The organism is Bradyrhizobium sp. (assembly GCF_049519115.1).
Lineage (GTDB): Bacteria > Pseudomonadota > Alphaproteobacteria > Rhizobiales > Xanthobacteraceae > Bradyrhizobium.
On the sequence record NZ_JBEKRB010000007.1, the window covers coordinates 114,812 to 140,487 of the forward strand.

The 25,676-nt window shown below is 62.4% G+C and carries 21 protein-coding genes; 8 read left to right on the forward strand and 13 right to left on the reverse strand.

Going from position 1 to position 25,676, the window contains the following annotated elements:
- Positions 1–13 precede the first annotated feature (13 nt).
- On the reverse strand, positions 14–3,100 hold the full coding sequence (gene putA, locus ABSE61_RS08015) for a bifunctional proline dehydrogenase/L-glutamate gamma-semialdehyde dehydrogenase PutA (protein WP_423870551.1): 3,087 nt from the start codon (positions 3,098–3,100) through the stop codon (positions 14–16).
- 249 nt (positions 3,101–3,349) lie between these two features.
- Positions 3,350–4,510 carry an OpgC domain-containing protein gene (locus ABSE61_RS08020; RefSeq protein ID WP_423870552.1) on the reverse strand — a complete coding sequence of 387 codons (1,161 nt, stop codon included), beginning with the start codon at positions 4,508–4,510 and terminating at the stop codon, positions 3,350–3,352.
- Between the two features lie 198 nt (positions 4,511–4,708).
- On the opposite strand from ABSE61_RS08020, the gene ABSE61_RS08025 reads away from it, so the two are divergent.
- On the forward strand, positions 4,709–5,005 hold the full coding sequence (locus tag ABSE61_RS08025) for a hypothetical protein (protein ID WP_423870553.1): 297 nt from the start codon (positions 4,709–4,711) through the stop codon (positions 5,003–5,005).
- Here the strand turns inward: ABSE61_RS08025 and ABSE61_RS08030 are convergent.
- Positions 4,999–5,238, reverse strand: a complete 240-nt coding sequence (locus ABSE61_RS08030; protein WP_423870554.1) for a hypothetical protein — start codon at positions 5,236–5,238, stop codon at positions 4,999–5,001. The two genes, ABSE61_RS08025 and ABSE61_RS08030, sit on opposite strands and share 7 nt — an antisense overlap.
- 416 nt (positions 5,239–5,654) lie before the next feature.
- A complete protein-coding gene (locus ABSE61_RS08035; protein WP_423870555.1) occupies positions 5,655–7,385 on the reverse strand; it encodes an adenylate/guanylate cyclase domain-containing protein in 1,731 nt (576 codons plus the stop codon).
- Positions 7,386–7,517: 132 nt separating this feature from the next.
- Here ABSE61_RS08035 and ABSE61_RS08040 point away from each other — a divergent pair, with 132 nt between their 5' ends.
- Entirely contained in the window at positions 7,518–9,086 is a 1,569-nt protein-coding gene (locus ABSE61_RS08040) for a glycosyltransferase family 39 protein (RefSeq protein ID WP_423870601.1), read from the forward strand.
- A gap of 131 nt (positions 9,087–9,217) precedes the next feature.
- Here ABSE61_RS08040 and ABSE61_RS08045 read toward each other — a convergent pair whose 3' ends face one another.
- Both ABSE61_RS08045 and ABSE61_RS08050 read right to left on the reverse strand, forming a co-directional pair.
- Complete coding sequence (locus ABSE61_RS08045) at positions 9,218–10,255, reverse strand: YcjF family protein (protein ID WP_423870556.1); 1,038 nt, start codon at positions 10,253–10,255, stop codon at positions 9,218–9,220.
- Complete coding sequence (locus ABSE61_RS08050) at positions 10,252–11,721, reverse strand: YcjX family GTP-binding protein (protein ID WP_423870557.1); 1,470 nt, start codon at positions 11,719–11,721, stop codon at positions 10,252–10,254. Before ABSE61_RS08050 ends, ABSE61_RS08045 begins: the two co-directional genes overlap by 4 nt.
- 195 nt (positions 11,722–11,916) lie before the next feature.
- Here ABSE61_RS08050 and trhA point away from each other — a divergent pair, with 195 nt between their 5' ends.
- Together trhA and ABSE61_RS08060 are read left to right on the forward strand one after the other, a co-directional pair.
- Positions 11,917–12,612, forward strand: a complete 696-nt coding sequence (gene trhA, locus ABSE61_RS08055) for a PAQR family membrane homeostasis protein TrhA (protein ID WP_423870558.1) — start codon at positions 11,917–11,919, stop codon at positions 12,610–12,612.
- A 28-nt stretch (positions 12,613–12,640) separates the two neighbouring features.
- Positions 12,641–13,435, forward strand: a complete 795-nt coding sequence (locus tag ABSE61_RS08060; protein WP_423870559.1) for an SDR family oxidoreductase — start codon at positions 12,641–12,643, stop codon at positions 13,433–13,435.
- A 7-nt stretch (positions 13,436–13,442) separates the two neighbouring features.
- Here ABSE61_RS08060 and ABSE61_RS08065 read toward each other — a convergent pair whose 3' ends face one another.
- Positions 13,443–13,928 carry a MarR family winged helix-turn-helix transcriptional regulator gene (locus ABSE61_RS08065; protein WP_423870560.1) on the reverse strand — a complete coding sequence of 162 codons (486 nt, stop codon included), beginning with the start codon at positions 13,926–13,928 and terminating at the stop codon, positions 13,443–13,445.
- 93 nt (positions 13,929–14,021) lie between these two features.
- Between ABSE61_RS08065 and ABSE61_RS08070 the strand changes: the two genes are divergently transcribed.
- Positions 14,022–14,819, forward strand: a complete 798-nt coding sequence (locus ABSE61_RS08070; RefSeq protein WP_423870561.1) for an SDR family NAD(P)-dependent oxidoreductase — start codon at positions 14,022–14,024, stop codon at positions 14,817–14,819.
- A 9-nt stretch (positions 14,820–14,828) separates the two neighbouring features.
- Here the strand turns inward: ABSE61_RS08070 and mdlC are convergent, their stop codons facing one another.
- The 6 genes from mdlC to ABSE61_RS08100 form a co-directional block, all read right to left on the reverse strand.
- Positions 14,829–16,433, reverse strand: a complete 1,605-nt coding sequence (mdlC, locus tag ABSE61_RS08075) for a benzoylformate decarboxylase (protein WP_423870562.1) — start codon at positions 16,431–16,433, stop codon at positions 14,829–14,831.
- The gene (locus ABSE61_RS08080) at positions 16,430–17,278 is read right to left on the reverse strand and encodes an HTD2 family dehydratase (RefSeq protein ID WP_423870563.1); all 849 of its coding nucleotides are present in this window, start codon (positions 17,276–17,278) and stop codon (positions 16,430–16,432) included. The genes mdlC and ABSE61_RS08080 overlap by 4 nt, the downstream gene beginning before the upstream one ends.
- Positions 17,275–18,402, reverse strand: a complete 1,128-nt coding sequence (locus tag ABSE61_RS08085; protein ID WP_423870564.1) for a CaiB/BaiF CoA transferase family protein — start codon at positions 18,400–18,402, stop codon at positions 17,275–17,277. The genes ABSE61_RS08080 and ABSE61_RS08085 overlap by 4 nt, the downstream gene beginning before the upstream one ends.
- A gap of 173 nt (positions 18,403–18,575) precedes the next feature.
- Positions 18,576–19,742 carry an acyl-CoA dehydrogenase family protein gene (locus ABSE61_RS08090; RefSeq protein ID WP_423870565.1) on the reverse strand — a complete coding sequence of 389 codons (1,167 nt, stop codon included), beginning with the start codon at positions 19,740–19,742 and terminating at the stop codon, positions 18,576–18,578.
- The gene (locus tag ABSE61_RS08095) at positions 19,739–20,176 is read right to left on the reverse strand and encodes a PaaI family thioesterase (RefSeq protein WP_423870566.1); all 438 of its coding nucleotides are present in this window, start codon (positions 20,174–20,176) and stop codon (positions 19,739–19,741) included. Before ABSE61_RS08095 ends, ABSE61_RS08090 begins: the two co-directional genes overlap by 4 nt.
- Complete coding sequence (locus ABSE61_RS08100; RefSeq protein WP_423870567.1) at positions 20,173–21,447, reverse strand: cytochrome P450; 1,275 nt, start codon at positions 21,445–21,447, stop codon at positions 20,173–20,175. Before ABSE61_RS08100 ends, ABSE61_RS08095 begins: the two co-directional genes overlap by 4 nt.
- Positions 21,448–21,850: 403 nt before the next feature.
- Here ABSE61_RS08100 and ABSE61_RS08105 point away from each other — a divergent pair, with 403 nt between their 5' ends.
- The 3 genes from ABSE61_RS08105 (at position 21,851) to ABSE61_RS08115 (ending at position 25,646) form a co-directional block, all read left to right on the forward strand.
- On the forward strand, positions 21,851–23,023 hold the full coding sequence (locus ABSE61_RS08105; protein WP_423870568.1) for an isovaleryl-CoA dehydrogenase: 1,173 nt from the start codon (positions 21,851–21,853) through the stop codon (positions 23,021–23,023).
- Positions 23,024–23,293: 270 nt separating this feature from the next.
- Positions 23,294–24,511 carry a DUF898 family protein gene (locus tag ABSE61_RS08110; RefSeq protein WP_423870602.1) on the forward strand — a complete coding sequence of 406 codons (1,218 nt, stop codon included), beginning with the start codon at positions 23,294–23,296 and terminating at the stop codon, positions 24,509–24,511.
- A gap of 7 nt (positions 24,512–24,518) precedes the next feature.
- A complete protein-coding gene (locus ABSE61_RS08115; protein ID WP_423870603.1) occupies positions 24,519–25,646 on the forward strand; it encodes a M48 family metallopeptidase in 1,128 nt (375 codons plus the stop codon).
- Positions 25,647–25,676 lie beyond the last annotated feature (30 nt).

A 25,676-nucleotide genomic window follows, 5' to 3' on the forward strand; every position in this document is an offset into this window, starting at 1 on the left:
TCGACGATGACGGCTATTCCTCGCCCGACAGCAGCGCGGCATTGCCGCCGGCGGCGGCCGTATTGATCGTTACGGTCTGCTCGGTGGCAAAGCGCGCGAGGTAGTGCGGGCCGCCGGCCTTGGGGCCTGTGCCGGACAGGCCGGAGCCGCCGAACGGTTGCACGCCCACGACCGCGCCGATCATGTTGCGGTTGACATAGACATTGCCCACGCTGAGCCGCTCCACTACCGCATCGACCACATCGTCGATCCGCGAGTGAATCCCGAGCGTCAGCCCGTAACCGGTGCGTTCGATCGACGCCAGCACCTCGTCAAGACTACTGGCCGCGTAACGCACCACATGCAGGATTGGGCCGAATACTTCTTCGGTCAGCTGACCGGCGTTTTCGAGTTCAAAGATATGCGGCGCGACATACTGGCCCTCCGGGGCGGCCCCGGAAAAATGCACCCGCGCCTCGCGCTTCATCCGCGCAATGTGCGCGTCCAGTCGCGCTTTGGCCTCAGCATCGATCACCGGGCCGATATGAACGGCGGGATCGGAAGGATTGCCGATCTTCAATTCACGCGCAGCCCCGGAAATCATTTCGATCATGCGATCGGCGACGTCTTCCTGCACGAACAAAATCCGCAACGCCGAACAGCGTTGGCCGGCCGAACGGAAGGCAGAGGTGAGGACATCGTCGGCAACTTGTTCTGGCAGCGCGGTCGCATCCACGATCATGGCGTTGATGCCGCCGGTCTCGGCGATCAGCGGCACGATCGGGCCGTCCTTGGCCGCCAACGTGCGATTGATGCTGCGCGCGACTTCCGTCGAACCCGTAAAGACGACGCCGGCCGCGTCCGGATGGGCCACCAGCGACGCACCGATGCGGCCGTCGCCGGGCACCAGATGCAGCGCGGACGAAGGCACGCCGGCCTCGTGCAACAGAGCTACCGCCTCGAACGCGATCAACGGCGTCTGCTCGGCGGGCTTTGCCACCACGGTATTGCCGGCCATCAGAGCCGCGGTGATCTGGCCGGTAAAAATCGCGAGTGGAAAATTCCAGGGCGAAATCGCGACGAAGGCGCCGCGGCCGCGCAGGCCCAGCACATTGCTCTCGCCGGTCGGGCCAGGCATGGTCTCGCCCGCGCCAAACAGCTCGCGGCCAAGGCTCGCGTAATAGCGGCAAAAATCCGTGGCCTCGCGAACTTCCGAGATCGCGTCGTCGAGCGTCTTGCCGCCCTCGCGTTGTAAAAGCGCGATGAAACGCGCGGCGCGGCTCTCCAAGAAGTCAGCGGCGCGATCGAGATGATCAGCACGGATGGCGGCCGGCGTGCGGCTCCAGCTTGAGAAGCCGGCGCGGGCAGCAGCCATGGCTGCATTGGCGCCCTCAACGGTCGGCTCGATCACGTTTCCGATCGGCGTGGCCGGATCGGCCGGGCTGAAAAGCTGTCGCGCCTTCCCGGTGCCGGCGTTGCCGCCGATCACGGCTGTCGCGTCGACCGGCGCGGTCTCGGCTTGGACCGACGCGAGCATGGCTTGCAAGGCCGCGCGGTCGCCGAATTCGATGCCGCGCGAGTTCTGGCGCTGCGGCCGATAGAGATCGACCGGCAAGGGGATGTTGGGGTGGCGGGCATTGTCGGCGCTACCGATGATATCGGCGGGACGCCGCAGCAACGTCTTTACTGGCACGGCGTCGTCAGCGGCGAGCGCGACGAAGGAGGAGTTGGCGCCGTTTTCAAGCAGGCGCCGCACCAGATAAGCGAGCAGATCACGGTGGCTGCCGACCGGCGCGTAGGTGCGGCAAGCGAGCGTCGGGCGATCGGCGGTCAGTCGCGCATAAAGCGCTTCGCCCATGCCGTGCAGGCGTTGCAATTCAAAGCCGCCCTCGTCGCCCGCAAGTTCAAGAACGGTGGCAACCGTCAGCGCGTTGTGGGTGGCGAATTGCGGGAACAGCCGCGGCCGCAGCTTCAGGAGCTGTTCGGCGCAGGCGATGTAGTTCAGGTCGGTCATCGCCTTGCGCGTGAAGACGGGATAGCCGTCGAGGCCGCGCTCCTGCGCGCGCTTGATCTCGCTGTCCCAATAGGCGCCCTTGACGAGCCGCACCATCATGCGCCGGTTCAGTTTGCTTGCCAGTTCGCAACTGTAGTCGATCACGGCGCTGGCGCGTTTTTGATAAGCCTGAATGGCGAGGCCAAAGCCGTCCCAGTCCGCGAGCGAGGGGTCGGCAAACGCCGCCTCAATCACTTCGAGCGAAAGGTCGAGCCGGTCGGCCTCTTCGGCGTCGACCGTGAGGTTGAGGTCGAAGGATTTGGCGCGCTGCGCCAGATCGATCAGCCGTGGCACTAATTCCGCCATCACGCGCTGCCGGCTCAAGGGCTCAAAGCGCGGATGCAGCGCCGAGAGTTTGATCGAAATGCCGGGCCGGTCGGGCAGGGGGCGCGAGCCGGCGCTGGCGCCGATCGCGTCAATCGCGCGTGCGTAGGCTGTGAAATAGCGCTCGGCGTCGGCGGCGGTGCGCGCGCCTTCGCCAAGCATGTCGAAGGAGTAGCGGGGAAACGCGCCCGATTGGGCCCGCGCCAGCGCGGCCTCGATGGTCTCTCCAAGCACGAAATGGCTGCCCATCAGCCGCATCGCCTGCCGCGTGGCGGCTCGGACGGCCGGCGCGCCGAGGCGCTTCACCAGCCGGCCGATGGTCCCATCCGGCGTTTCGCCCGGTTGAATGACCCGCGCCGACATGCCGAGCGCCCAGGCCGAGGCATTGACCAGGAATGCGCTCGATCGGGTCTCGTGGTGGATGAAGTCGCCCTCGCCGAGCTTGTCCTCGATGAAGCGGTCGGCGGTGCGCGCGTCCGGAACGCGCAGCAGCGCCTCCGCCAGCACCATCAGCGCGAGGCCCTCTTTGGTGGAGAGCGCAAATTCGCGCAGCATGTCCTCGACGCCGCCGAACCGGTCGTCGTTGGCGCGGATGGCCTCGATCAGCCGGGTCGCGGTTAGGTCAATCCGCGCCTCGCGATCGCCACTGAGGCGTGAAGCGCCCAATAACTGCCTTGCGATCGCGATATCGTCCACAGCGTAAGGCGCCGTAAACGCAAGCAGGCCAGCAGGTTCGGAATGCATCGCGGGCTCCGACGCAAGAATCCGCACTAGTGGTCCAATTCTAACATTCGCACCCCTTCGCAGCCGCACTTTTGCGAATGTTAGAATTGCAGAACCACTAGCAACAGTCGATTTTCGTGGAGTTTAGGATTTGACATTCGCTTCGGGAGTTTGCGGCTAGGCGGGTAGCGAATGTCAAATCCACTCCACGAAGCATATATTATAAGGCGCCTTCAAAGGAATCGGCTTTGCGAAAGCGCCGGGGTCGGTCTAGCCGGTCCTCAGCGAGGCGCTATGGCCGATCGGCGCGAGAGACGGTCCATCCTGGCGTTTGGACCACGATGCATAGCCTGCAACCATCGTCATGATGGCGATACCGCCGAGGCTGACCAGGATCTGTTGCATCGGGGACCCGGACCCCGTCACCAGAACAAAGTGGCCGGCAAGGGAAAGCAGCACGCCGGCGCAAAACACCGACAGCGCCTGTTCGCCGCACAGGATCAGCGGCCTGAAGACCGGCGAGTTAAGGGCGTACCACCGCTTCGGGATCAGGCGTGTGGCAAACAGCGCCAGAACGATGAAATGCAGGATGCGGTAAGGGGCGAGGTTGACCCGGTCGTTTGGAATGAACGCGTCGTGCAGCCACACCGGCAGCATATCGCCGAGCGCGGGGAAGTGCCCGGCCAGCGTCATGGCATAGGCGAAGACGAGAAAGGCAAGACCAAGATACGCCCATAAGGGCTTGCGGAAACGGGCGTGAAACCGGCTCACGCCGCCAAGCGCGCACCAGGAGCCGAGCACGAACAGCAACTGCCAGCAAAACGGGTTGAAATTCCAGTTTCCGTCCGGAAAAGTCTGCAATGTCCATTCGAACCGGCGCGCGGCAACATAGAGCACGAACGATCCGGCCAGCGTGAAATTGGGCACGCGCAGCATCAGCCACAACACGGCCGGAAAGCACGCCATCAGCAAGACGGAGAGCTGAAGCACGTCGAGGTTGGCTGCCCTGGATTGCAGCAGCAGGCCGTGGGTGATGGTGCGGACCGGATCGTCGAGGAGAGCGACAACATTGAACTCGTAGACGATGTCAGGCGCGGCGTAGCGCGTGGCGATATCGCCGATCGACACGGCGTAAATCGCGAACAGCACGATGAAGGCGGCATAAAGCTGCCAGGCGCGCCGGAATACCCGCGTGGCACCGACGATGCTGCCACGTTCCAGCATGATGGGCGCATAGGTCAGCGCGGCGGTATAGCCGATGATGAATACAAACAGCTCCGCGGCGCCGGAGAAACCGAAGTTCCGCAGCGTGATCGAGCTCACCAGGTTGTTCGGGATGTGGTCCAGAAAGATGAACCAGTTCGCCAGACCCAGGAACAGATAGAGCCTCGTGTCGCGCGCGTGACGAGCGAGGGCGGTAATGGCATCCATAAAGATTAATTTCGTGTGGGGGCGTTCTGCCGGCGTGACAATGAACGCAGGACGTAAGGCGCTTCGGCCGCGCTTGCAAGGAGGCTCGCCGTTATGTGAATCGAGGCTGATCTGCGCCTGCGTTCATCGTGAAGTTCGCTGGGGACACGAAGCCGTGAGGCACGGGAATATTTTAGCGCGTGGGCGAATGATCGTTAATTGATCATTGACGGCTTCTGCTTTCGAAAGAGGCAATCATCTCCAGGGCGCGAACGAATCACCGGTTTGCAAAGTGAGGGGAGCGGCGTTCGCGCCGTACTTGATCAGCAGAGCGAGAACGATCGCAAGCAGGATGACGAAGAGAAGCCGTCGTTTCATGGCGGCGAGTGTGACACCCGCTTTCGTCAAGTCAATTCCGGATCACCGGTCAGCCTGTTTTCTCAAAAAATGCGACGCTCCGGCCGCGAGCTGGCGACCGGAGCGTTCGAAGCAAACGGGAATCATTTCGATCAGTAAGCGCAGACGTTCACGGTGCGGAAGCGATAGCCATACGGCGTCAGCACACGGCGGGTGACGTAGCAGCCGTCGTCCACATAGCCGACGCCCATGCCGAAGCCGCCGAAGTGGCGATGATGGAATCCGCCCCAACCCCAGCCGCCAAAGGGCTTGGCCGATGCGGTGGATGGAGCCAAGGCTGCGACGCTGAGAGAAGCCGCGGCGGCCAATACGATCGTCAGTTTGCGTAGCATGGTCGTTCTCCTCGATTTGCGCTGGTTGCGCGGGTTGCAGTTGCTGTCAGTTGCAGTCTCACCCCTTGGCAATCAGTCGCGCCGTTTCGAAACGTGGTTCGAGAAAACCCCATTCGGTTTAAGGATTTTTTTCTGAATGCCTGTTCAGCTTCGCGCGTAAATAGCTTCGTCCCCGCCTTGTGCGCAATTGCGCACTGGCGCGGGGACCCCAGCGTGAGCACAATCACGCTCGTCGCGGTACGCCGTGGCTTCTCATTTTTGAAATTTGGCTGACGGCGTTTGCTGCCATCTGCTGGTGGTTATGGGTCCCTGCTTACCGCCTTCGCTAAAGCTTCGGCGGCCGGAGAGCCTTCACACCGGCGAAGCCTTGGCGTAGCCGGGTCGCAGGGACGACGTGGGCTGCGGCGGCGGATCGTTCAGGCGGCTACAGGCTTCTCGTCGTCAACGAGCGCAGACAAGGCATCGGCCTTGGCGACGACGCACACACTCATCGGTCCCGCGCGGCCACGGATTTCAATGTCCTGCCGTGATAGCGCATCGTCGGCAACGCCCGCCGTCGCGCGCACGTCATCCGAGAAGATGACCTCGCAGCCGAGGCCTTTGGTCATGTCCTGCAACCGCGCCGCGACGTTGACGGCGTCGCCGAGCGCGGTGAACACCATGTGGTCGCGGTAGCCGATATCGCCGACGATGACCTCGCCGGCATGAATGCCGATCCCGAATCGGATCGGCTCGCGCAGGTCGTTTTTGAGGAATTGATTGAGTTCCTCGACATGGGCCGAAATGCGCCCCGCCGCCGCCAGCGCCTGGCGGCAGGCGATTTGTTTGGTCGTCGCCAGTCCGAACAGCGCGAGTTGCCCGTCGCCGAGAAACTGGTTCGGCTGGCCGCCGCATTCGATCACGGCCCTGGAGACCGCGCCGAGAAAACGGTTGACGACGAAGACCGTGTCGAACGGCAGGCGGTTTTCCGCGAGCCGCGTCGAGCCGCGCATATCCACGAACATGCTGACGAGATAACGCTCCTCGCCGATATGCGAGGGGCCGTGACGGGTCGGCGCGGCCTGCGGCGTGAAGATCTGGAAGAAGGAAAGGTCGGCATCGGGGCGGAGCTGACAGGCGAGCCGGATCGCCGGATCGGCGTCGCTCCCGACCCGGTTGAGTACGAACGCTTCGCGGTTGGAGGGCCGCGGCAGGGACGCACAGTCGCCGATCACGCGGATGCGGCAGGTCGAACAGCGGGCGCGGCCGCCGCAGACGCTGGCGTGCGGGACCTGATAGCGCAGGCTTGCCTCGAGCACCGAAAGGCCTTTCGGCACCCGGATGGTGCGGCCATTGCCGTAAGACAGGTTAATCATGCCGGCGCGCCGCTCGTGAAGCGTGCGAAAGCCACGCGCAACCAGTACCAGACCGAGCAGGCCAAGATAGCCGATCAGGAAGTCCGTCGTGATGGTTTCGAGCACATCGGCCTGGGCCGGCGTGCCCGTCTTGTCGGGAGCCAGATTGACCGCGCGCCACTCGGCGTCAGCGCTGTCTTTCACGATCGTTCGGCCGCTCTGGTAGAGGCCGAGCAAAGCGAGGGTCGGCACCACAACCGCCGCAGCCAGCAGGAACGGGGCGGCGTATTTGAAAAACGCCTTCATCCGCAGCCAGAAATAAAGGCCGATGCTGCCGTGGATCCAGGCGATGATCAAAACCGAGAGCGTCATCCACATCCGGTTCGATGCCGTCGCCCAATAGCCGTGAAGCACCTGCGGATAGAGCTTGGAGGTCCCGAACAGCGTGTGGCCGAGCCGCGTCCCGATGATGTGGGCGGCAATCAGCGCCGGAATGCACAGGCCGAGCACGAGTTGCAGCGGCTCGATCGTCTTCCAGCGGAATTGCCGCCGCTCGTAAAGCGCCCAGATTCCAAGACCGCCATGAACCAGCACCGCGCCGTAGAACACGATTGCGACGGGCAGGAATTGCCAGAACAGGAGATGGTAGTGCAGGCCCCAGGCCAGCGCCTCCAGCGAAATATTGCCGAGCGCGTGGTTGAGGAAATGGCTGATCAGATAGGCCAGCAGGATCAGCCCGCAGACCATGCGAATCTGCCGGACGCTGACGCCACGAAGGAATTTTCCGATTTGGGGCAGGGTGGGTTCGCTCATTCCGGTCCACTGATTCATAGACTCGCAAAGCTAGCGTTTAATTCCATCTGGCACGAGTGGCGGTTTTGGCCAATTAACGCAATATCCGGCCGTTGACACCCATGCCGGAGTTGGGGAGAAAGCGCCGTGACGATGGCGCCCCCAGATAGCTTCCGGAGCGAAGCCAAACATTCCGCGCTCAAGCCGTGGCTTGGCGTCATCGCGCTGATCGTGGCGATGACGGTCATGCGCGCCGTCTATGCGAGCCTGATCGATCTGCGGACCGACGAATCCTATTACTGGACCTGGTCGAAGGAGAGCGTGCTTTCCTTCCTCGACCATCCGCCCATGGTGGCCTGGTTCGTTCGTTTCGGCACCGCGATCTTTGGCGATACGAATTTCGGCGCGCGATTCGCCGGTCTCGTGGCCATGCTTGCCGCGCAATTATTGCTTGCCGATCTCGTCTGGCGCGTCACGCGCGATCTTCGGATGGCCGTCGTCGCGGTACTGATGATGGAGGCATCGCTCTATTACGGCCTGCTGATGACCAAGATCGCGCCGGATGTCCCGCTGGTTCTCTTCGTCACCGCGATGGCCTGGGCGCTGGTGCGGTTGGCCGAAAGCGGCGATGGGCGATGGTGGCTCGCGGCCGGTGTTTTTGCCGGGCTCGCGGCACTGTCGAAATTCACGGTTGCCTTACTGCTTCCGGCGGTGCTCGCCTTCATGTGGGTGCCAAACTGGCGCGGCCGCTGGCTGCGCAGTCCCTATCCATGGACGGCTGCCGCAATAGCATTGTTGCTGTTCACGCCGGTCCTGATCTGGAACATGCAGCACGATTGGGCTTCGTTTCGTTTTCAGGCGGTGCGGGCGGCAGCATCCCATCAATGGTCGCTACGTACGTTCGGCGAATTTCTGGGCCTGCAATTCGGCCTCGTCGGTTTTGTCCTGTTGCCGGTCGTCTTGACGGGCGTCGTGTTGACGGCGTGGCGCGGATATCGCCGTGGTGAAGCCGTTGCGATCCTGCTGTCGACCGCCGTGCTCATTCCCTTTGTCTACTTTTTGTGGAAGTCGCTGAGCTTGCGGGTCGGCGATACCTGGCCGACCTTCATCTGGCCGTTCGGTTTTGCGGCGGCCGCGATCAATCTGTCGATGCTGCGGAAGGAAGGATGGTCCCAATCCTTTATCGCGATGTCGCACCGCTGGGTCAGGATCGCGATCGTCTCCGGCATCGCCTTTGTGGTTGCTGTTTGCTTCTACTACCTGGCGATGCCGTTCAATTTCATCGGCCGCACCGATCCGGTCGGTGGCGAGGCTGGCTATGAGTCGATCGTGACGCGGACCGAGGCCGAGCTGCAAAAGACCGGTGCGACCTGGATCGCCACGTCAGACTACCGCACTTATGCGATGCTGCGCTGGTTCTTCCATGGCCGCCTGCCGGTGGTGCAAATCAACGAGCGCGGTCGGTATCAGGGTTTTCGCGAGCCGGACATGAGCCTGATCGCAGGCCATGCCGGCATATATGTCGGGCGCGAACCCGACAATAATCCGTCGGCTTCCTTGTGGGCTTCGGTCCCGGCCAAACGCGAACCGCTGGAGCGGGTCGATCGCGTCTGGCGTGGGATCGTCATGGATAGTTATTCGATCGAGAAGTTCACCGGCTGGACGCCACAGCTCTCGCCGCCGCCGGATTCGCCGTTGTTCGACTGGCGCTGGCTGGCGTAGCCGAGGGAGTTTTGCGGTCGCACGTTGCCGCCGCCAGCATGTCATTCCTGGGGCCCGAAGCGCGAACCCGGAATCTCGAGATTCCGGGCTCATGCTTCTCATGCCCCGGAACGACGAGTTCAACAACTTAATCACCGCTCGTCCTCTTCCCCACGCTTCCGCAAAAGATCCTTGGCGAGGTCCGTGAGCGAGGGACGCGGCAGGGCTGCAAACGGTAGCGGCCGGGTGACGTCGATCGCAGCCAGCCCCAGCCGCGCCGTCAGGAGCCCGTTGAGGACACCTTCGCCGAGCCGTTGCGACAGTTTGGCGGTCAGGCCATGGCCGAGGATCTGCTGGATCACGCTGTCGCTCGCCGCCATGCCGCCGGTGATGGCGAGATGAGCGAGCACGTGGCGCATCAACCTTATCATACCAAGCGTGCCGGGCCGTCCGCCGTAAAGCCGCGCCAACTGCCGGATCAGGCGGAGCGAAGCCGCGAACACAAAGACGACGTCGAACAGCGCGCGCGGGCTGATCGCGGTGACGAGCAAGACGCGTTGCGCGGCGGCGGAAATCAGCAGCCGCGCCTGCTGATCGAGCGGCGTCATCAGTTCACGCTCGGCGAGGCGGATCATGTCCGCGCCGTCAATAATGTCGCCGGAATGCTGGCTCAGCGTGGCGCGGGCGCGCGCTAGATGCGGATTTTGATGAGCGATCTTCAAGAGATCGCGCAACACGTCGCGGCTCTGGTTGCGATCGTCGCTCGCGATCACTAAAGCTGCACGCCGATGCAGCTCTTCGATCGCGGAAAGCCGCATCAGGCCGATCGCCTCGCGCGCGGTCACCACGATCAGTGACAGGGTCGAAGCAAAGGTCAGCACCAATCCCAGGATCCCGAGGCTTTCGCTGCGCGCAAACAGATCCTCGATCAGATGCGCCACGCCAAGGCCGGCGCCGAGCAGCACCAGCCCACCGAGCGCGCTCCAGAACAGCGTGCCCCAGCGAAATCGCGGCTCGGGCGGAGCGATCACAGGCTCCAACGCCACCGGTAACTGCGGCGCGTCGTTTTCCGGCGTGACGTGAACCGTGCCGCGCGAAGGGCGGCTCTCGTCGTTTGGATCGGTTACGACGACGTTTGCGTCGTCCAGCTTGAAGGTCGCGGGCTTGCGGTTGTGGGGGCGCTCGCTCATTGCAGCCTGTCTCCGATCAAGAACTGCAGCGCCCGGTCAAGGCGGATGTGGGGCAGCGAAGCCGCATTGTCGCCCTCCGGCGTGAGGCGGGGCGGGCGGAAGCGAAGGAAGCGGAAGTCGGTGCCGTTACCTTGCCCGTTGGCGAGGCCGGAAAACGCGGCCTCGCTCTCGAACAATGCTTGCGGATCCTCAGGCAGCTCGCCGGGAAAGGTCGCCACTTCCGTGTTGCCGTCGAAAGTCTCGCCGTCCGCTTTCTCGCCCGCGATCGGTGTTCCTAGGATCGACGGCAGGCTTTCCCGGCTGCGCGTGACCTGGGCCTCCCGCGTGGCGCGGACGGCGGAAAGGGCCACGACGTCGATGGTGGCGCCGGTATCTTCAGCCCGCATCACGGCGCGCGAAACCGCCCGCCGCAGCACCGCTTCCAGCCGGTCGTGGCTTATATGATGCAGGTGGTCGGCTTTGGTGGCGGCGAATAAAATGCGGTCGATCTTCGGGCGGAACAGCGCGTTCAGGATCGTGCCGCGGCCGATGTGGAAGCAGTCGAGGATTCCGGCCAGCGCCGACTCCAGGTCGAACAGCGCGTTCGGTCCCGAATTGAACGCGGCCAAGGCATCGACCAGAACCACCTGGCGATCGAGCCGCGCGAAATGGTCGCGGAAGAACGGGCGAACCACGACGTCCTTGTAGGACTGATAGCGCCTGCGCATCATCGCCCACAGCGAGCCGTCCGGCGGGTTACCGTCTCCGGGCACGTCGAGCGGCGCGAAGGTCAGCGCCGGCGAGCCCGCAAGATTGCCCGGCATCAGGAAGCGGCCCGGCGGCAGTAGGCTCATGGCGAAACGCTCGTCGCGGCAGGCACGCAGATAATCGGTGAAGAGTTTGGCGGAGGCAAGTGCGGCCTGTTCGTCGGCCGGCGCTTGTGCGTCCAGCCCGGAGATATACGCATGCCAGTCGGCAGCGAGGGCCGCGCGGGCATTCCCGCGCGACAGTGCCAGGCTCTCGCTCGACCACTGTTCGTAGCTTTTGTTGAGCAGTGGCAGATCGAGCAGCCACTCGCCGGGATAATCCACGATATCGAGGGTCAGCGTCCGCTCGGTACCGTTCTGGCGCTGGTAATCGATCACAAGCCGCAACTCGCTGATGTCGACAGTCGAGTTCGGCCAGGCCCGTTCGTCGATCAACGTGCGAACGTGGCGCTCATAGTCGAAGCGCGGCACGGCGTCGTCGGGCTGCGGCGCGAGATAGGCGCGGGCGATCCGGCCCGAGGCCAGCGGCTCGAACACTGGAAAGCGTCCGCCGCGGGTGAGGCCATGGATCAGCGCCGTGATGAACACGGTCTTGCCGGCCCGTGAAAGCCCGGTGATGCCGAGTCGCAGCGTCGGATTGAAGAGGCCCTCGCTGAAATCCTTCAGCGCGCGCGCCGAAATGCGCGCTTCCTCCATCATGTCGGAAAAATCAAAGGCCATGCGCTGAAAAGGGGAACAAACCGGCTTCGGAAAGGTAATTTGGTAAACCAATCACAAGTGGCGATTGACCGGCTAAAATCAAGCTTCACATTTAAGACGCCAATTCCGCTTAATTTCCGCGTACAGGCTTAGGGGATCGTTGACGCCCCAAAGTTATCCTCTGTTTCATCCTGAAGAAGTGCAGTACTGGATTAAATGACCGTTTTCCAACTGAAACAGTTCGCCTCGACCTCGGCCCATGCGGCGGCCGACGCGATTCGCTGGAATTATGACCGCGCCGAGCTGATCGCCGACGGCATCGTGCACGGCATCGGCGTGTTCGGTGGCGTGGTGGCGGCGACCGTGCTGATCGTGCTCGCGGCGGTGTTCGCCTCCGCCTATGAAGTCGTCACCGTGTCGGTCTATGCCGCGGGCCTGCTGGCGATGCTCGGATTTTCCGCCGCCTATAACCTCTGGCCGGTGTCGCGGCGCAAGTGGCTGTTGCGCCGCTTCGATCATTCGGCGATCTATGTCCTGATCGCGGCGACCTATACGCCGATCTTCACGCAGTTGCAGGACCGCGTGTTCGCAATGTCGCTTTTGGCAGGCGTATGGGGCGTGGCGGTGATCGGCATTGCCGTGAAGCTGATGTTCCCCGGACGCTTCGACCGGCTGGCGGTCGGGCTCTATCTTGCGATGGGCTGGAGCGGCATCATTGCCTATGACGCCGGCCTCTCGCAGCTGCCGCAACTGGTGTTCTGGCTGATCCTCGCCGGTGGCATGCTCTACAGTTTCGGGGTAATCTTCCACGCATGGCAACGGCTGCGCTTCCAGAACGTGATCTGGCATTGTTTCGTGCTTCTCGGCGCGGCGTGTCACTATACGGCTGTGCTCGATCTGGTTCTGGCGTAACACTTCATTTCATCATTCAGGGTTTGCGATGCAGGTGAACGGCAAGGTCGTCGTCGTCACCGGCGGCGCCAATGGCATCGGCCGAGCGTTGTGCGAGGCCTTTCATCGCGCGGGCGCCGCCAAGGTGATCGTGGCCGATCTCGATATCGCAACCGCGCGGACGGTCGCCGCTTCGCTCGACGGCGCGGCATTCAAATGCGATGTCGCGCAGGAGAAAGACATCCTTCACGTCATCGACGAGACCGAACGCTTGTTCGGACCGATCGATTTGTTCTGTTCCAATGCCGGGATCTTCGCCGGCATCGATCCGTTGTCAGAAAATGCCGGCGGCAGCTCGGATGAACCATTTTCGCGAAGCTGGGCCGTTCACGTCATGGCACATATTTACGCGGCGCGGCATCTCGTCCCCCGCTTCAAGGCGCGCGGCGGCGGCTATTTCCTCAACACCATTTCGGCTGCAGGGCTTTTGTCGCAGGTCGGAAGCGCGGCTTATTCCACGACCAAGCATGCGGCCGTGGGTTTTGCGGAAAATCTCGCGATCTCGCACAAGGCCCACGGAATCAAGGTTTCGATCCTCTGCCCTCAGGGCGTCGACACCGAGATGATCCGTACGCTCCCGAAGGGGCCGCAATCCGGTGACGGCGACCTGCCGCCGGCGCAGGTCGCCAAAGATGCGCTCGAAGGCATCGAGTGCGAGACGTTTCTGATTTTGCCGCACCCGCAGGTGCTTACCTATATGCGCAACAAGACCGAGAATTACGACCGCTGGATTGGCGGCATGGCCAAGATCCAGGCGAAGCTGCGGGAAGAGCATCGCGGTTGACGGAAAGTCAGTCGGTGGCAAGCTGAAGCGAGCCTTCCAGCGACGCGGATCTCAAGTGGTCCGCTGTCAATGCTGCCGCATACAGTCTCAGCCCCTCACGCACCGTCCGCTGCTCCGATTTGCTTAGACGTTGGAGTGCGGCCATCACCTGGCGCCTGCCAAAATCGTGAAGCGCGGCAAGAGTGCGCTTTCCCTTGGCCGTGAGCGAGAGTGGCTTGCTGCGCGAATCGCACGAATCCATTGTGTCCTTCAGTTCGCCGGCCTCGATCAGCTTGTGTACCATCCGGCTAACGCTCGATTTCTCCAGATGCAAAATATTGGCAAGTTGCATCGCCGTCATCGGCCCGCGAAGTCCGATCTCGAGAATGGTATGGACCGCCGAAGGCGGATAGTCGGTGGCTGCCAGCGTCGCTTCCATAAAACCCAGCTCGCGAACCATCAGGCGCGAAGACGAGCGGATGTCGTCAATGAGAGCGACGTCGAGATCAGGCATCTTGACTCCTCATACAGTTGTATTATACAACTATATGCCGAAACGATGTACTTTGAAAGAGGAACCGGCCTTCGTCGCGGTTAGTCAGGTGTCATGAGCGAGACTTTGCCAAGTGAAGGTCGGCTAGCGAAATCATCGGCTCGCATGCTCGGGAAGGTCTGCCTGGTCACGGGAGGCGGCACCGGCATCGGCCGCGCCTCCGCGCTAAAGATGGCTGAGGAGGGGGCTGCCGCCGTGCTGATCGCCGGACGGCGGCCATCCGAGATCGAAGCCACAGCGCAAGCCTGCGAAAATTTCGGCGTCGAAGCCTTTGCGCTCGCCACCGACGTAACCCGCGAGGACGAAGTCGAGCGTCTGGTTGCGACAGCGATCGCGCGCTTTGGCAGGCTGGATGCCGTCTTCAACAATGCCGGCTTTCAGGAAAGACGCGCTCCTCTCGAAGCACAGGACAGCGCCGTTTACGATACGGTATTCGACACCAACGTGCGGGGCGTATTCCTCTGCCTGCGAAATCAGTTGCCGGTGATGTTTGCGCAAGGCTCGGGCAGGATCGTCATCAATGCCTCGGTGAGCGGTGTCCGCAATCCGAATCCGGGTCTGTCGCTCTATTCCGCTTCCAAGGCCGCGGTGCTGTCCCTGGTTCGTTCGGCAGCGATGGAGGCCGCGTCGCGCGGCGTCTCCATTAACGCGGTCGCGCCGGGCCGCGTCATCACCGATATGATGCTGCGCTCGGGCGTTGGCGACATGGCAAGCGTTGCGGCCGGCTTGCCGCTGAGACGCATGGGCAAGGCGGAGGAGGTGGCCGAGGCTGTGGTCTGGCTGCTCTCAGACGCGTCTTCTTACGTGGTCGGTCATGTTCTCGCGACCGATGGCGGCTTCCTGGCCTCCTGAGGCTGCGCGCTACGTCGGTGTCTTGCGCGCGTAAAGCACCGTCACCGCGGAATCCACCGTCACCTCGATCACGCTCGTGCCCTGATGCGTCAGGCCAAGCTGCAGCGCGCTGGCCAATTCGGATGATTTCGTCACGCGCAACGCCATGCAGCCCATGCCCTCGGCGATCTTAGCAAAATCGATGCCGGGCATGTCGAGGCCGGGCACATTGCGCACCTGCATCACCTGGCTGAACGCGCGCATCGCGCCATAACCTTCATTGTTGATGACGATGACGGTCAGCGGCAACTTCCGCTGCGCCGCCGTCCAAAGCGCCTGGATCGAATACATCGCCGAGCCGTCGCCGACGAGGCAGACGGTGCGGACGTTCGAGCGCGCCATTGCGATGCCGACGGCGGCCGGCAGGCTGTGGCCCAATCCGCCGCTCGCCATGGTGTAAAAACTGTCCTGGCCCCGCATCGGCATGAACTTGTGCATCGTCGGACGATGTGAGGGCGCTTCTTCCACCAGCACGGCATCCTCGGGCATCGCCACGCTAAGGCTAGCCAGCAGAAATTCCGCCGGAATCGGATCGGCCGCTTTCGGCGGCGGCGGCAGTGCGCGGCCTTTCGGCATGGCGCGTGTGGTCTCAGCCGTCAGCTCGATCAGCGCGGCCAGCGCCGGCTTCATGGTCGCGATGATGCTGGTGCCGGCCGGCGTCACTGCGGCCGCTTCCGGATCGTCGGTAATCTGGAATAGCTGCGTCGCGCCATCGAAAATCGGAGCGTGGCCTTCGACGTGAAAGGTGAACACCGGCGCGCCGATCACGACGACCAGATCATGGCCGCGCAACGCTTCGGATAGTTGACCGGGCGAGGCGTGCAGAAAGCCCGCGAATTGCGGATGGCGTTCCGGGAAACTGCATCGCGCCGAGAAAGGGCTGACCCAGACCGCGGCGCGGGTCTTCTCGGCCAGCCGCACCATCAGATCAACCGCCTGCGCGCGATCGATGCCGGGACCGACCACAAACGCGGGTCGTTCACTCGCCGCGAGGGCTTGCGCCAGACCCCTGATAGCGTCTGGATGGGGGCCGAGCTCGCGCGTCACGCTGCGGGCTTCCAGTGCCTGCGCGGGCTTGGTCCAGTCGTCGATCGGCACCGAAACAAAGGTCGGTCCGCACGGCGGCTGCATCGCCGTATAATAAGCGCGCGCAATCGCCGCCGGCACGTCTTCGGCGCGCGCCGGCTCGACCGCGAATTTCACATAGGGCCGCGGGAATTCGGAGGCGCGTTCGGCAAACAGAAACGGCTGCAACGGCAGGATCGAGCGCGCCTGCTGGCCCGCGGTGATCACCAGCGGCGTCTGGTTGCGATAGGCCGTGAACAGGTTGCCGAGCGCGTGACCGACGCCCGCCGCCGAATGCAGATTGACGAAGCTGGCATTGCGGGTCGCCTGCGCATAGCCGTCGGCCATGCCGATCACGGAGGCTTCCTGCAGGCCCAGCACGTAATCGATGTCGTCGGGCCAGTCGCTCAGAAACGGCAGCTCGGTCGAGCCGGGATTACCGAAGACTTTTCGAATGCCGAACGCCCGCAACAGGTCCAAGGTGACCTGTTTGACCGTGAGCGTGCTCACCACGTCGCCGTCCCCTTCATGGTCGGCTGTCCCATTGAATTCGCCGTCCACGTCTCTAGGCCGGCCGTCGTCTCGTTGGCATTGACCGAAAACTCAGAACCCTCGAACAACGGTTGCACGCCGCGATAGGCGAATTTTGCCGGCACTCGCCCGCGCAATTTGGCGGCGAACTCGATCTGCAGCGCCGCCTGCATCGGTCCGTGAAAGATCAGGCCGGGATAGCCCTCGACCTTGGTGACGTAGTCGCGGTCATAGTGGATGCGATGGCCGTTAAACGTCAGTGCCGAGTAGCGAAACAGCAGCACCGGATCGGCCATATGGGTTTCGCGGTGCTTTGCCGCCGGCGGCGGCGCGGCGGCCTTGGCGGGCGCGGCCGCAGCGGGGGTGACATCGCGGTAGACGATATCGTGCCGCTCCCGGATCGCGATGCCGCGCTTGGTGGTCAGCTCGTGGTCCACGGCCACAAAACACAACGTGCCGGTCGAGCCGCTCTTCAAGCTCACGTCCTTGATGCGCGAGGTGCGTGTCACCTCGTCGCCGACGCGCAGCGTGTCGATGAATTCCAGTTCGCCGCCCGCCCACATCCGGCACGGCAGTGGCACCGGCGGCAGAAAGCCGCCGCGGGCCGGATGACCGTCGAGGCCGAGCTCCGAGCTAGGCACCACCGGCGGCGCCAGGCACCAATGCACGGTGAAGGGCGCCGCGTCGCCCGCCTTGGGCTCGCCGACGGGGAGAAACAGCGTGGCCTGCAATCCCTTCACGAGTTGGGCGGTGACGGTGTCGGAGGCTTCGGTGCTGCGGCCGATCCATTGCCGTAAATGATCGAGGTCGGGCTTTTCGCTCATGACGCTTTCCGCGTGGAAGACTTCTTGGCGGACGCAGGCTGCTCGCCGATCGCGGGCACCGCTCCGTAGGTCCGCGGTTCGTCGACGAAGATCACAGCCGGCGCCGGGTAACTCACCACGCCATTGGGCGTATCCACCTCGATCCGCCTTAAGTGCGGGTGCTGGGCCAGGTCGGCAGTGCTGTTGACCTCGGCAAAGGCGATGTCGGCCTCCGCCAGCCGCTTTAAAACCTCGTCGCGCGTCATCGATCCAAAACTGTCGCCGACGATGCCGTCGGTGAGTTGACGGTTCTTGACGCGCTCGACCATGCTGGAAAAGCGCGGGTCATTCGGCAGGTCGGGCTGGCCGAGCACGTCACTGCAGAGTTTTTTCCACTCCCGCTCGCTCTGGATCGAGATCAGGATGTCCTTGCCGTCTTTTGAGCGGAACACGCCATAGGGCGCGATCGAGGGATGGGCGAGGCCGATCCGTTTCGGCGGTTGACCGGCTTCTGAGTTGATCAGCGGCACGGCCATCCAGTCGGCCATCACGTCGAACATCGAGATGCGGATGTCGGCGCCCTTGCCGGTGCGCGAGCGCGCGATCAGCGCTTCGAGTATCGAAGCATGCGCGGTGGCGCCGGTGGCGATATCGACGATCGAGAGCCCGACACGCGAGGCGCCCTCCGGTCCGCCGGTGATCGATGCGAGTCCGCTTTCGGCCTGGATCAGGAGATCATAGGCCTTGCGGTGCGCGTAGGGCCCTTGGTCGCCGTAACCTGATATGGTGCAGCAGATCAGCGCCGGATAATCCTTCTTCAGCCGATCGAGCGAAAAGCCGAGCTTGTCCATCGAGCCGGGCTTGAGATTCTGCAACAGCACGTCGGCCCTTGCGATCAGCGTTTCAAGCTTAGTGCGGCCCTCTTTGGTGGCGAGGTCGACCACGGCGGAATCCTTGCCGCGGTTGAGCCAGACGAAATAGCTGCTTTGTCCTTTTGCGGCGGCATCATAGCCGCGCGCGAAATCGCCTTCGGGCCGCTCGACCTTGATGACATGGGCGCCGGCGTCCGCGAGCCGCGACGAGCAGAACGGCGCGGCGACAGCCTGTTCGACGGCGATGACGGTTATTCCTTCGAGCGGCAGCATGGCTAGTGTCCCGGTTCTGACATTCGTATCATATCACAGCGGGCACTTTACGAATGTCAGAACCAAAGGGACACTAGCAAATCTATAAATTCTAGTGTGGCTTTTGACCCTGACGTTCCTTTTGCGAGGCCGCTGAGAAACTGAAAGGAACGTCAGCGTCGCCACACTAGATCTCAATAAGAGCGGGGCATGCCGAGCACGTGCTCGGCGATATAGGACAAAACCAGATTGGTCGAGATCGGCGCCACCTGATAGAGCCGCGTCTCGCGGAATTTGCGCTCGACATCGTATTCTTCAGCAAAACCGAAGCCGCCATGGGTCTGCACGCAGGCATTGGCCGCTTCCCAGGAAGCATCCGCCGCCAGCATCTTGGCCATGTTGGCTTCCGCGCCGCAATCAAGCCCGGCTTCATATTTGCGGGTGGCTTCCTTGACCATCAGTTCGGCGGCGCGCATCGCGGCATAGGCTTTCGCGATCGGAAACTGGACGCCTTGGTTCTGGCCGATCGGGCGGCCGAACACGCTGCGTTCCTTGGCATAGGTCGAAGCCTTTTCAATGAGCCATTTGGCGTCGCCGATACATTCGGCCGCGATCAAAATCCGCTCGGTGTTCATGCCGGAAAGAATGTAGCGGAATCCCTTGCCTTCCTCGCCGATCAGGTTCTCCGCCGGCACCTTCATGTCGGTGAAGAACACTTCGGTCGTCGAGTGGTTCATCATGGTGCGGATCGGGCGGATCGTGAGCCCGGCCTTCTTGGTCTCGCGCATATCGACAATGAAGACCGACAGCCCGTCGGTGCGTTTTGCCGCCTGCTCCTTCTGCGTGGTGCGCGCCAGCAGGATCATCAGGTCGGAATATTCGGCTCGGCTGGTCCAGATCTTCTGGCCGTTGACGACGTAGCTGTCATTGCCTTCGCGCCGGGCGAAGGTTTTCAGCGACGACGTATCGGTGCCGCTGGTTGGCTCGGTGACGCCAAAGGCCTGCAATCGCAATTCGCCGCTCGCGACCTTCGGCAGCCACTGGGCCTTTTGCGCCTCGCTGCCATGCCTCAGCACCGTACCCATGGTGTACATCTGGGCGTGGCAGGCTCCGGCGTTACAGCCGGCGCGGTGAATTTCTTCCAGGATCGCGGTTGCGGCCGAGAGTTTCAGGCCCGCGCCGCCATATTCTTCCGGGATCAAAACCGAGAGATAGCCGGACTCCGTGAGCGCATCGACGAAGGCCTTGGGGTAGGCCATCTCGCGATCGAGCTTGCGCCAGTATTCGCCCGGAAACTGCGCGCAGAGCTTGGCGACGGCGTCGCGGATATCGGCATGTTCATCGTGGTCGGTCGTTGTCATCGGAACTCGGCTGGAAGATCGAGGCCGCGCATGGTGGCGGTGCAGAATGCGCAGAGGGTTTCACCGGCCTCGTCTTTGCTGAAGATTTCGACCGTTGCAACCCCGATCGAGCCCGACATTTTCAAAGTTTTGGCCCGGGCGATCAGCTCGCTGCCGCGGGCCGGTTCCATGAAGTTGATCTTGAGTTCGACGGTGACCCCTATTCGCCCCTTGGGTAGTCTGGACGTTACGGCAATTCCAGCCGCCTGGTCGGCCAGTGCCGTGATCACGCCGCCATGGAAATGGCCGAAAAACTGCAGGAGATCGTCGCGGCGCGACAGCGCCACCTCGGCATAGCCCGGTTCGACGGTGACGATGCGAAAACCGGCCGCGCCCGTGAAACCCTTGGCATTGATGGCTTCAGCGAGGCTCGGCGGGTTCAGCGCGTCATTCATGAGGGTATGCGTACAGGTAGGGACTCGATACCCCGCACAAAGCTGGAATAGACCCGCTTCGGCTCGCCGACCACCTCGATCCGCTCGAACCGCTTCAATATCTCCTGCCAGACGATCTTCAATTGCAGCTCGGCGAGCCGCATGCCGACGCAGCGGTGAATGCCGAAGCCGAACGCCAGGTGGATTTTCGGCCGCGCCCGGTCGATGATGAATTCATTGGGCCGCTCGATGACTTCCTCGTCGCGGTTGCCGGAGACGTACCACATCACGACGCGGTCGCCTTTGCGGATTTTCTTGCCGTTAAGCTCGGTGTCGACCAGTGCGGTGCGCCGCATATGCGCAAGCGGCGTCTGCCAGCGAATGACCTCCGGCACCATGGAATCGATCAGATCAGGATTGTCGCGCAGCTTCTTGTACTGCTCCGGATTTTCGCTCAGCGCCAGCACCGAGCCGCTCATGGTGTTGCGGGTGGTGTCGTTGCCGCCGACGATCAGGAGAATGATGTTCCCCAACAGATTATCGGGGTCCATGTTTCGTGTGGCCTCGCTGTGCGCCATCATCGAGATCAGGTCGTTGCGCGGCTCGACATTGACGCGCTCGTTCCAGAGTTTGGTGAAATAGGCCGCGCATTCGCCCATCTCGGCGCGGCGCTGTTCTTCGGAATCGACGATACCGCCCTTCGGCAGTGCGGTCGAGACATCCGACCAGCGGGTCAGCTTGCGCCGCTCTTCAAAGGGGAAGTCGAACAGCGTCGCCAGCATCTGCGTGGTCAGCTCAATCGAAACCAGGTCGACGAAATTGAAGGTCTCGTTGCGCGGCAGCGAATCCAGCACCTTGCCGGTGCGCCCGCGAATCAGGATCGCGAGTTCGTCGAGATGTTTCGGCGTGAACATCGGCGACACCGTCTTGCGCTGCGCCGAATGCCGCGGCTGATCCATGGCGATGAAGCTCGGCCAGTCATAGCCCGACGGAACGTCCCGGATCGAAATACCGCCCAGCGACACGTCGGACGAGAAGATGCCATGGTTGGTATCGACATGCATGATGTCGTTGTATTTCGTGACCGACCAATAGGGTTCGATCGGCGACTTGGTGCAGTAGTGCACCGGCTCTTCCTTGCGCAGCCGCTCGAAATAAGGCCATAGCGTATCGTTGCGGAACAGTTGCGGCGCGCCGGGATGAAAATCCTCCAACGGTGTGGAATAGGCGGCCTCGCGCGCAGCGCGCTGAAGCTCCTGGCTGTCTAACCCGGGCGATCTCTGGATGTTCATGGCGGCTCTTCCCTGGACTAGTGGTCCAATTCCAACATTCGCATCCTTCTCAGCAGGCACTTTGGCGAATATTGGAGTTAGAAGGACCACCAGCAAATATAGGTTTCCAGTGGAGTTCTGGGTTTGACATTCGCGTTTTACGAATTCGCGGCTAGTCGCGAGCAGCGAAAGTCAAATCCACTCCACTAGGCCCCCTCCGTTGAGTCGGAAGGTGGGTGTTAGGACCAAATTACATCCTCTTGCGCAGCTTTGGGCAAGAGACAGTTTTGACGGATTTGATGTCGCGGCTCCATGGCATGCCACACACAATGCCTTCCTCACCTCTGTCGCCCGTGACAAGGTGAGGTCTAGGGATTAAGGCATAGTTTGAAACAACGTTTGATTTCGCCGGAGGCCGCCCGCCATGATTCCCAACGCATACCGGATGTTCAATTTTGACCTTGGCGAGACCGCGGACGCGCTGCGCGAGACCGTGCATGACTTTTCAAGCAATGAAATCGCACCGCGCGCCGCCGAGATCGACAAGGCCAATCAATTTCCCATGGATCTCTGGCCGAAGCTTGGTGCGCTCGGCCTGCACGGGATTACGGTCGAGGAGGAGTATGGCGGCTCGGGCTTAGGCTATCTCGAACATTGCGTGGCGATGGAGGAGATTTCGCGGGCGTCGGCTTCGGTCGGTCTTTCCTATGGGGCGCATTCAAATCTCTGCGTCAATCAGCTTCGGCGCAACGGCAACGAGGCGCAGAAGCAGAAATATCTGCCGAAGCTCGTTTCCGGCGAACATGTCGGCGCGCTCGCGATGTCCGAGCCTGGTTCCGGCTCCGACGTGGTCTCGATGATGACGCGCGCCGAGAAAAAAGGTGACCGTTACGTCCTCAACGGCTCCAAGATGTGGATCACCAATGGGCCGGTCGCCGAGACGCTCGTGGTCTACGCCAAGACCGATCCGGCCGCAGGCCCGCGCGGCATCACCGCGTTCATTATTGAAAAGGGCATGAAGGGATTTTCCACCGCGCAGAAACTCGACAAGCTCGGCATGCGCGGCTCCGACACCTCTGAACTGGTGTTCGATAATTGCGAAGTGCCGGAGGAAAACGTGCTCGGCCAGGTCGGACGCGGCGTCAATGTGTTGATGTCGGGTCTCGATTACGAGCGCGCGGTGCTGGCGGCAGGGCCACTCGGCATCATGCAGGCCTGCATGGACGTGGTGCTGCCTTATGTGCACGAGCGCAAGCAGTTCGGCCAGCCGATCGGCAGCTTTCAACTCGTGCAAGGCAAGATCGCCGACATGTACACGACGATGAATGCCTCGCGCGCCTATGTCTATGCGGTAGCGAAGGCCTGCGATCGCGGCGAGACCACGCGCGAGGATGCGGCCGGCGCCATTCTCTATGCCGCCGAAAAAGCGACACAATGCGCGCTCGATGCGATCCAGTTGCTCGGCGGCAACGGCTATATCAACGATTACCCCACCGGCCGCCTGCTGCGCGACGCCAAGCTTTATGAAATCGGCGCCGGCACCTCGGAAATCCGCCGCATGCTGATCGGCCGGGAGCTTTTCGAGAAGTCGGCTTAAAGGCGGATTAACCGGGACGGCGCGCGCGCGTTGACATCGGCTCAATCCAAGGTTTCACTAATACCACCGATCTGAAGTCCCTGCACTGCGGGCGGCGGGTTCTCCCCAGGGACTTCAGATCGAAAGCGGTACTAGAATCATATCTTTGCAAGTGCCCTTGCTTTCCGAAGTTCATGTAAGGTGCCGCTGCGATGTCTCACGATCTTGAGGGCACTAGCGAGGTGGGACCGCTAGCGCCCGCTTTTCCTTGAGGGCGCCTTCGTGAACGAGATGAGTTCGGTGCCGCATTTTCCGCCGCCGCCGCCATTGCCGGCATCGTCGGTGAAGGCGATTTTTTCCGGAGATCGCGGCGAATTCCGTGGATTGGTGGAGCGCGGCACCGGTCTGGAGCTGGTTACCTTCGGCTTTTACCGCTTCTGGCTTGCCACCGACATCCGCCGTCATCTGTGGTCGCATACCTCGCTCGACGGCGACGCGCCGGAATACACCGGACGCGGCCGGGAATTGCTGATTGGATTTTTGTTCGCGCTGGCGATCCTGGTGCCGATCTATCTCGCCTACTTCCTCATCGGCATCGAAGCGGAGCGCGCCAAGGCCTTTGGGAGCTTCCCGCTGTTCCTGTTCTTCTATCTGTTCGGACAGTTCGCGATCTATCGGGCGCGGCGCTACCGTCTCACCCGCACGGTGTGGCGCGGGGTGCGTTTCTGGATGGATGGGTCGGGCTGGGTCTATGCGATGCGGGCCGCAGGCTGGGCCTTACTAACAGGGCTCACGCTCGGCGCGGTATTGCCGTGGCGGGAAGCCGCGCTCGAGCGCTACAAGATGCGGCATTGTCATTACGGCGATCTGCAAGGCGGCTTTGATGGGCGCGGATCGGAGCTGTTTCAACACGGCTGGAAATTATGGCTGATAGCGCTTTCCCCGGTCATCGTCGGGCTCGCGCTATTCGTCATGAACGCCGGTCATAGATTACCTGCCGCGCAAAGCCGCGTGTTCGGTCTGGTGATCCTGATCTGGATGGTCGCTTTGCCGTTCGTCTACGGCGCCTTCAAAGCCACCGAATGGCGCTGGTGGATTTCGGGCATCCGCTTTGGCGAGGTCTCGTTTGAATCGGATCTCTCGTCAGGTGCTCTGTACGGCCTCTACTGGAAAGTAATCGGCTGGTTCGTTCTTGTTCTGCTGCTGTTCGCCGGCATTATCGTTGCTTGCAGCTTCTGGATTTTTGGCTTTGGCGATCTATCTCATCTCGGCGATCGGCTCCGTGCGAGCACGGCGATGACGGTAGTCTTCGGCATCGGCTATCTCGGATTCATTCTCGCCGTGAATATCGTGCTTCGGGTTTATCTCCTGCGCGACGTCTGGGCGAGAGCAGCAGCATCTGCGACCGCCTTCCGCCTGGAAGCAGCCGCCAACGTCGCCGCCAAAGGCGAACTCGCCGATGCGCTGGGCGAGGGTTTTGCCAACGGCCTAGATGTCGTCGGATTCTGAGCACATGATGTCTGGGATCGATGGCGGGGTGGAGAACAATTCGGAAGCCGGCTCAACGGAGCCTGAGCCCCGCCCGTCCGTTTTTTACGACGGCACATCGAGCCGCCGTCGTCAGGTGCAGCTTGCGCTCAAGGACGGGCTCGAAATTATCGAGAGCGGGGCGATGCTTGCGACCTGGCCGTTTGCGGACATCCGCCGCGCTGACGGTGTTGCCGGTATCTTGCGCCTGAGTTGTGTGACCGCGCCGTCGCTGGCACGGCTTGAAATTCGCGATTCCGCACTCGGCGCGGTTTTGATCTCCCGGTGCCCGCATCTAAACGACAATGCGGTCGGCCGGCGTGGCGTCGCGACGATCGTGGGCTGGTCGGTGGCCGCGACCGTATCGATCGCCGCCGTGATCTGGTTCGGGCTGCCCTTGGCGGCGGACCGTCTCGCGCCGCTGGTGCCGAGCGCTCTGGAGCGCCGCATCGGCGATGCTGCTGAAGGCCAAATGGGGGCCATGTTCGGCGGCAAGACATGCAGCAGTGCCGCCGGAAGTATCGCCTTCAACAAGTTGATGAAGAAAATCTCGACCGCCGCGGGCTTCGAAGCGCCGGTCCGGGCCGCTGTTTTGAATACGCCGGTTCCGAACGCTTTCGCACTGCCGGGCGGCAAGGTCTATTTGTTCAACGGATTATTGGTACGGGCGAACGATCCGGATGAAATCGCGGGCGTGCTTGCGCATGAGCTCGGTCATGTCAGCCATCGCGACAATACGCGCAACATGATCTATAGCGGCGGCACCTCGTTCCTGATCGGTCTGTTGTTCGGCGACGTCACCGGGTCCGGCGCCCTGATTTTCGCCTCGCGCTCGCTCTTCAACGCGTCCTATTCGCGCGAGGCCGAGCAAAACGCCGACAATTTTTCCATTGAGGTGATGCATCAGCTCGGCCGCCCGACCAAACCGATGGGTGACTTGATTTTCCGTGTTACCGGAAACCAGGGGGACAATACCTTGTCGATCCTGGCCAACCATCCGCTCACCGAAGACCGGCTGAAACATCTCAGCGACGAAAACCGCCCCGCAAGCGGCCCGTCGCTACTCAGCGAGCCGGAGTGGACGGCGCTGAAGACGATCTGCAAGTCGAGGAGTTGAGGCCGCTGGCGGCCGGTCGTCATTGCTTAG

Coding starts and splice junctions, on each gene's coding strand:
- putA (WP_423870551.1), bottom strand. CDS start 3,100: ATGCATTCCGAACCTGCTGGCCTGCTTGCGTTTACGGCGCCTTACGCT.
- ABSE61_RS08020 (WP_423870552.1), bottom strand. CDS start 4,510: ATGGATGCCATTACCGCCCTCGCTCGTCACGCGCGCGACACGAGGCTC.
- ABSE61_RS08030 (WP_423870554.1), bottom strand. CDS start 5,238: ATGCTACGCAAACTGACGATCGTATTGGCCGCCGCGGCTTCTCTCAGC.
- ABSE61_RS08035 (WP_423870555.1), bottom strand. CDS start 7,385: ATGAGCGAACCCACCCTGCCCCAAATCGGAAAATTCCTTCGTGGCGTC.
- ABSE61_RS08040 (WP_423870601.1), top strand. CDS start 7,518: ATGGCGCCCCCAGATAGCTTCCGGAGCGAAGCCAAACATTCCGCGCTC.
- ABSE61_RS08045 (WP_423870556.1), bottom strand. CDS start 10,255: ATGAGCGAGCGCCCCCACAACCGCAAGCCCGCGACCTTCAAGCTGGAC.
- ABSE61_RS08050 (WP_423870557.1), bottom strand. CDS start 11,721: ATGGCCTTTGATTTTTCCGACATGATGGAGGAAGCGCGCATTTCGGCG.
- trhA (WP_423870558.1), top strand. CDS start 11,917: ATGACCGTTTTCCAACTGAAACAGTTCGCCTCGACCTCGGCCCATGCG.
- ABSE61_RS08060 (WP_423870559.1), top strand. CDS start 12,641: ATGCAGGTGAACGGCAAGGTCGTCGTCGTCACCGGCGGCGCCAATGGC.
- ABSE61_RS08065 (WP_423870560.1), bottom strand. CDS start 13,928: ATGCCTGATCTCGACGTCGCTCTCATTGACGACATCCGCTCGTCTTCG.
- ABSE61_RS08070 (WP_423870561.1), top strand. CDS start 14,022: ATGAGCGAGACTTTGCCAAGTGAAGGTCGGCTAGCGAAATCATCGGCT.
- ABSE61_RS08080 (WP_423870563.1), bottom strand. CDS start 17,278: ATGAGCGAAAAGCCCGACCTCGATCATTTACGGCAATGGATCGGCCGC.
- ABSE61_RS08085 (WP_423870564.1), bottom strand. CDS start 18,402: ATGCTGCCGCTCGAAGGAATAACCGTCATCGCCGTCGAACAGGCTGTC.
- ABSE61_RS08090 (WP_423870565.1), bottom strand. CDS start 19,742: ATGACAACGACCGACCACGATGAACATGCCGATATCCGCGACGCCGTC.
- ABSE61_RS08095 (WP_423870566.1), bottom strand. CDS start 20,176: ATGAATGACGCGCTGAACCCGCCGAGCCTCGCTGAAGCCATCAATGCC.
- ABSE61_RS08100 (WP_423870567.1), bottom strand. CDS start 21,447: ATGAACATCCAGAGATCGCCCGGGTTAGACAGCCAGGAGCTTCAGCGC.
- ABSE61_RS08105 (WP_423870568.1), top strand. CDS start 21,851: ATGATTCCCAACGCATACCGGATGTTCAATTTTGACCTTGGCGAGACC.
- ABSE61_RS08110 (WP_423870602.1), top strand. CDS start 23,294: ATGAGTTCGGTGCCGCATTTTCCGCCGCCGCCGCCATTGCCGGCATCG.
- ABSE61_RS08115 (WP_423870603.1), top strand. CDS start 24,519: ATGTCTGGGATCGATGGCGGGGTGGAGAACAATTCGGAAGCCGGCTCA.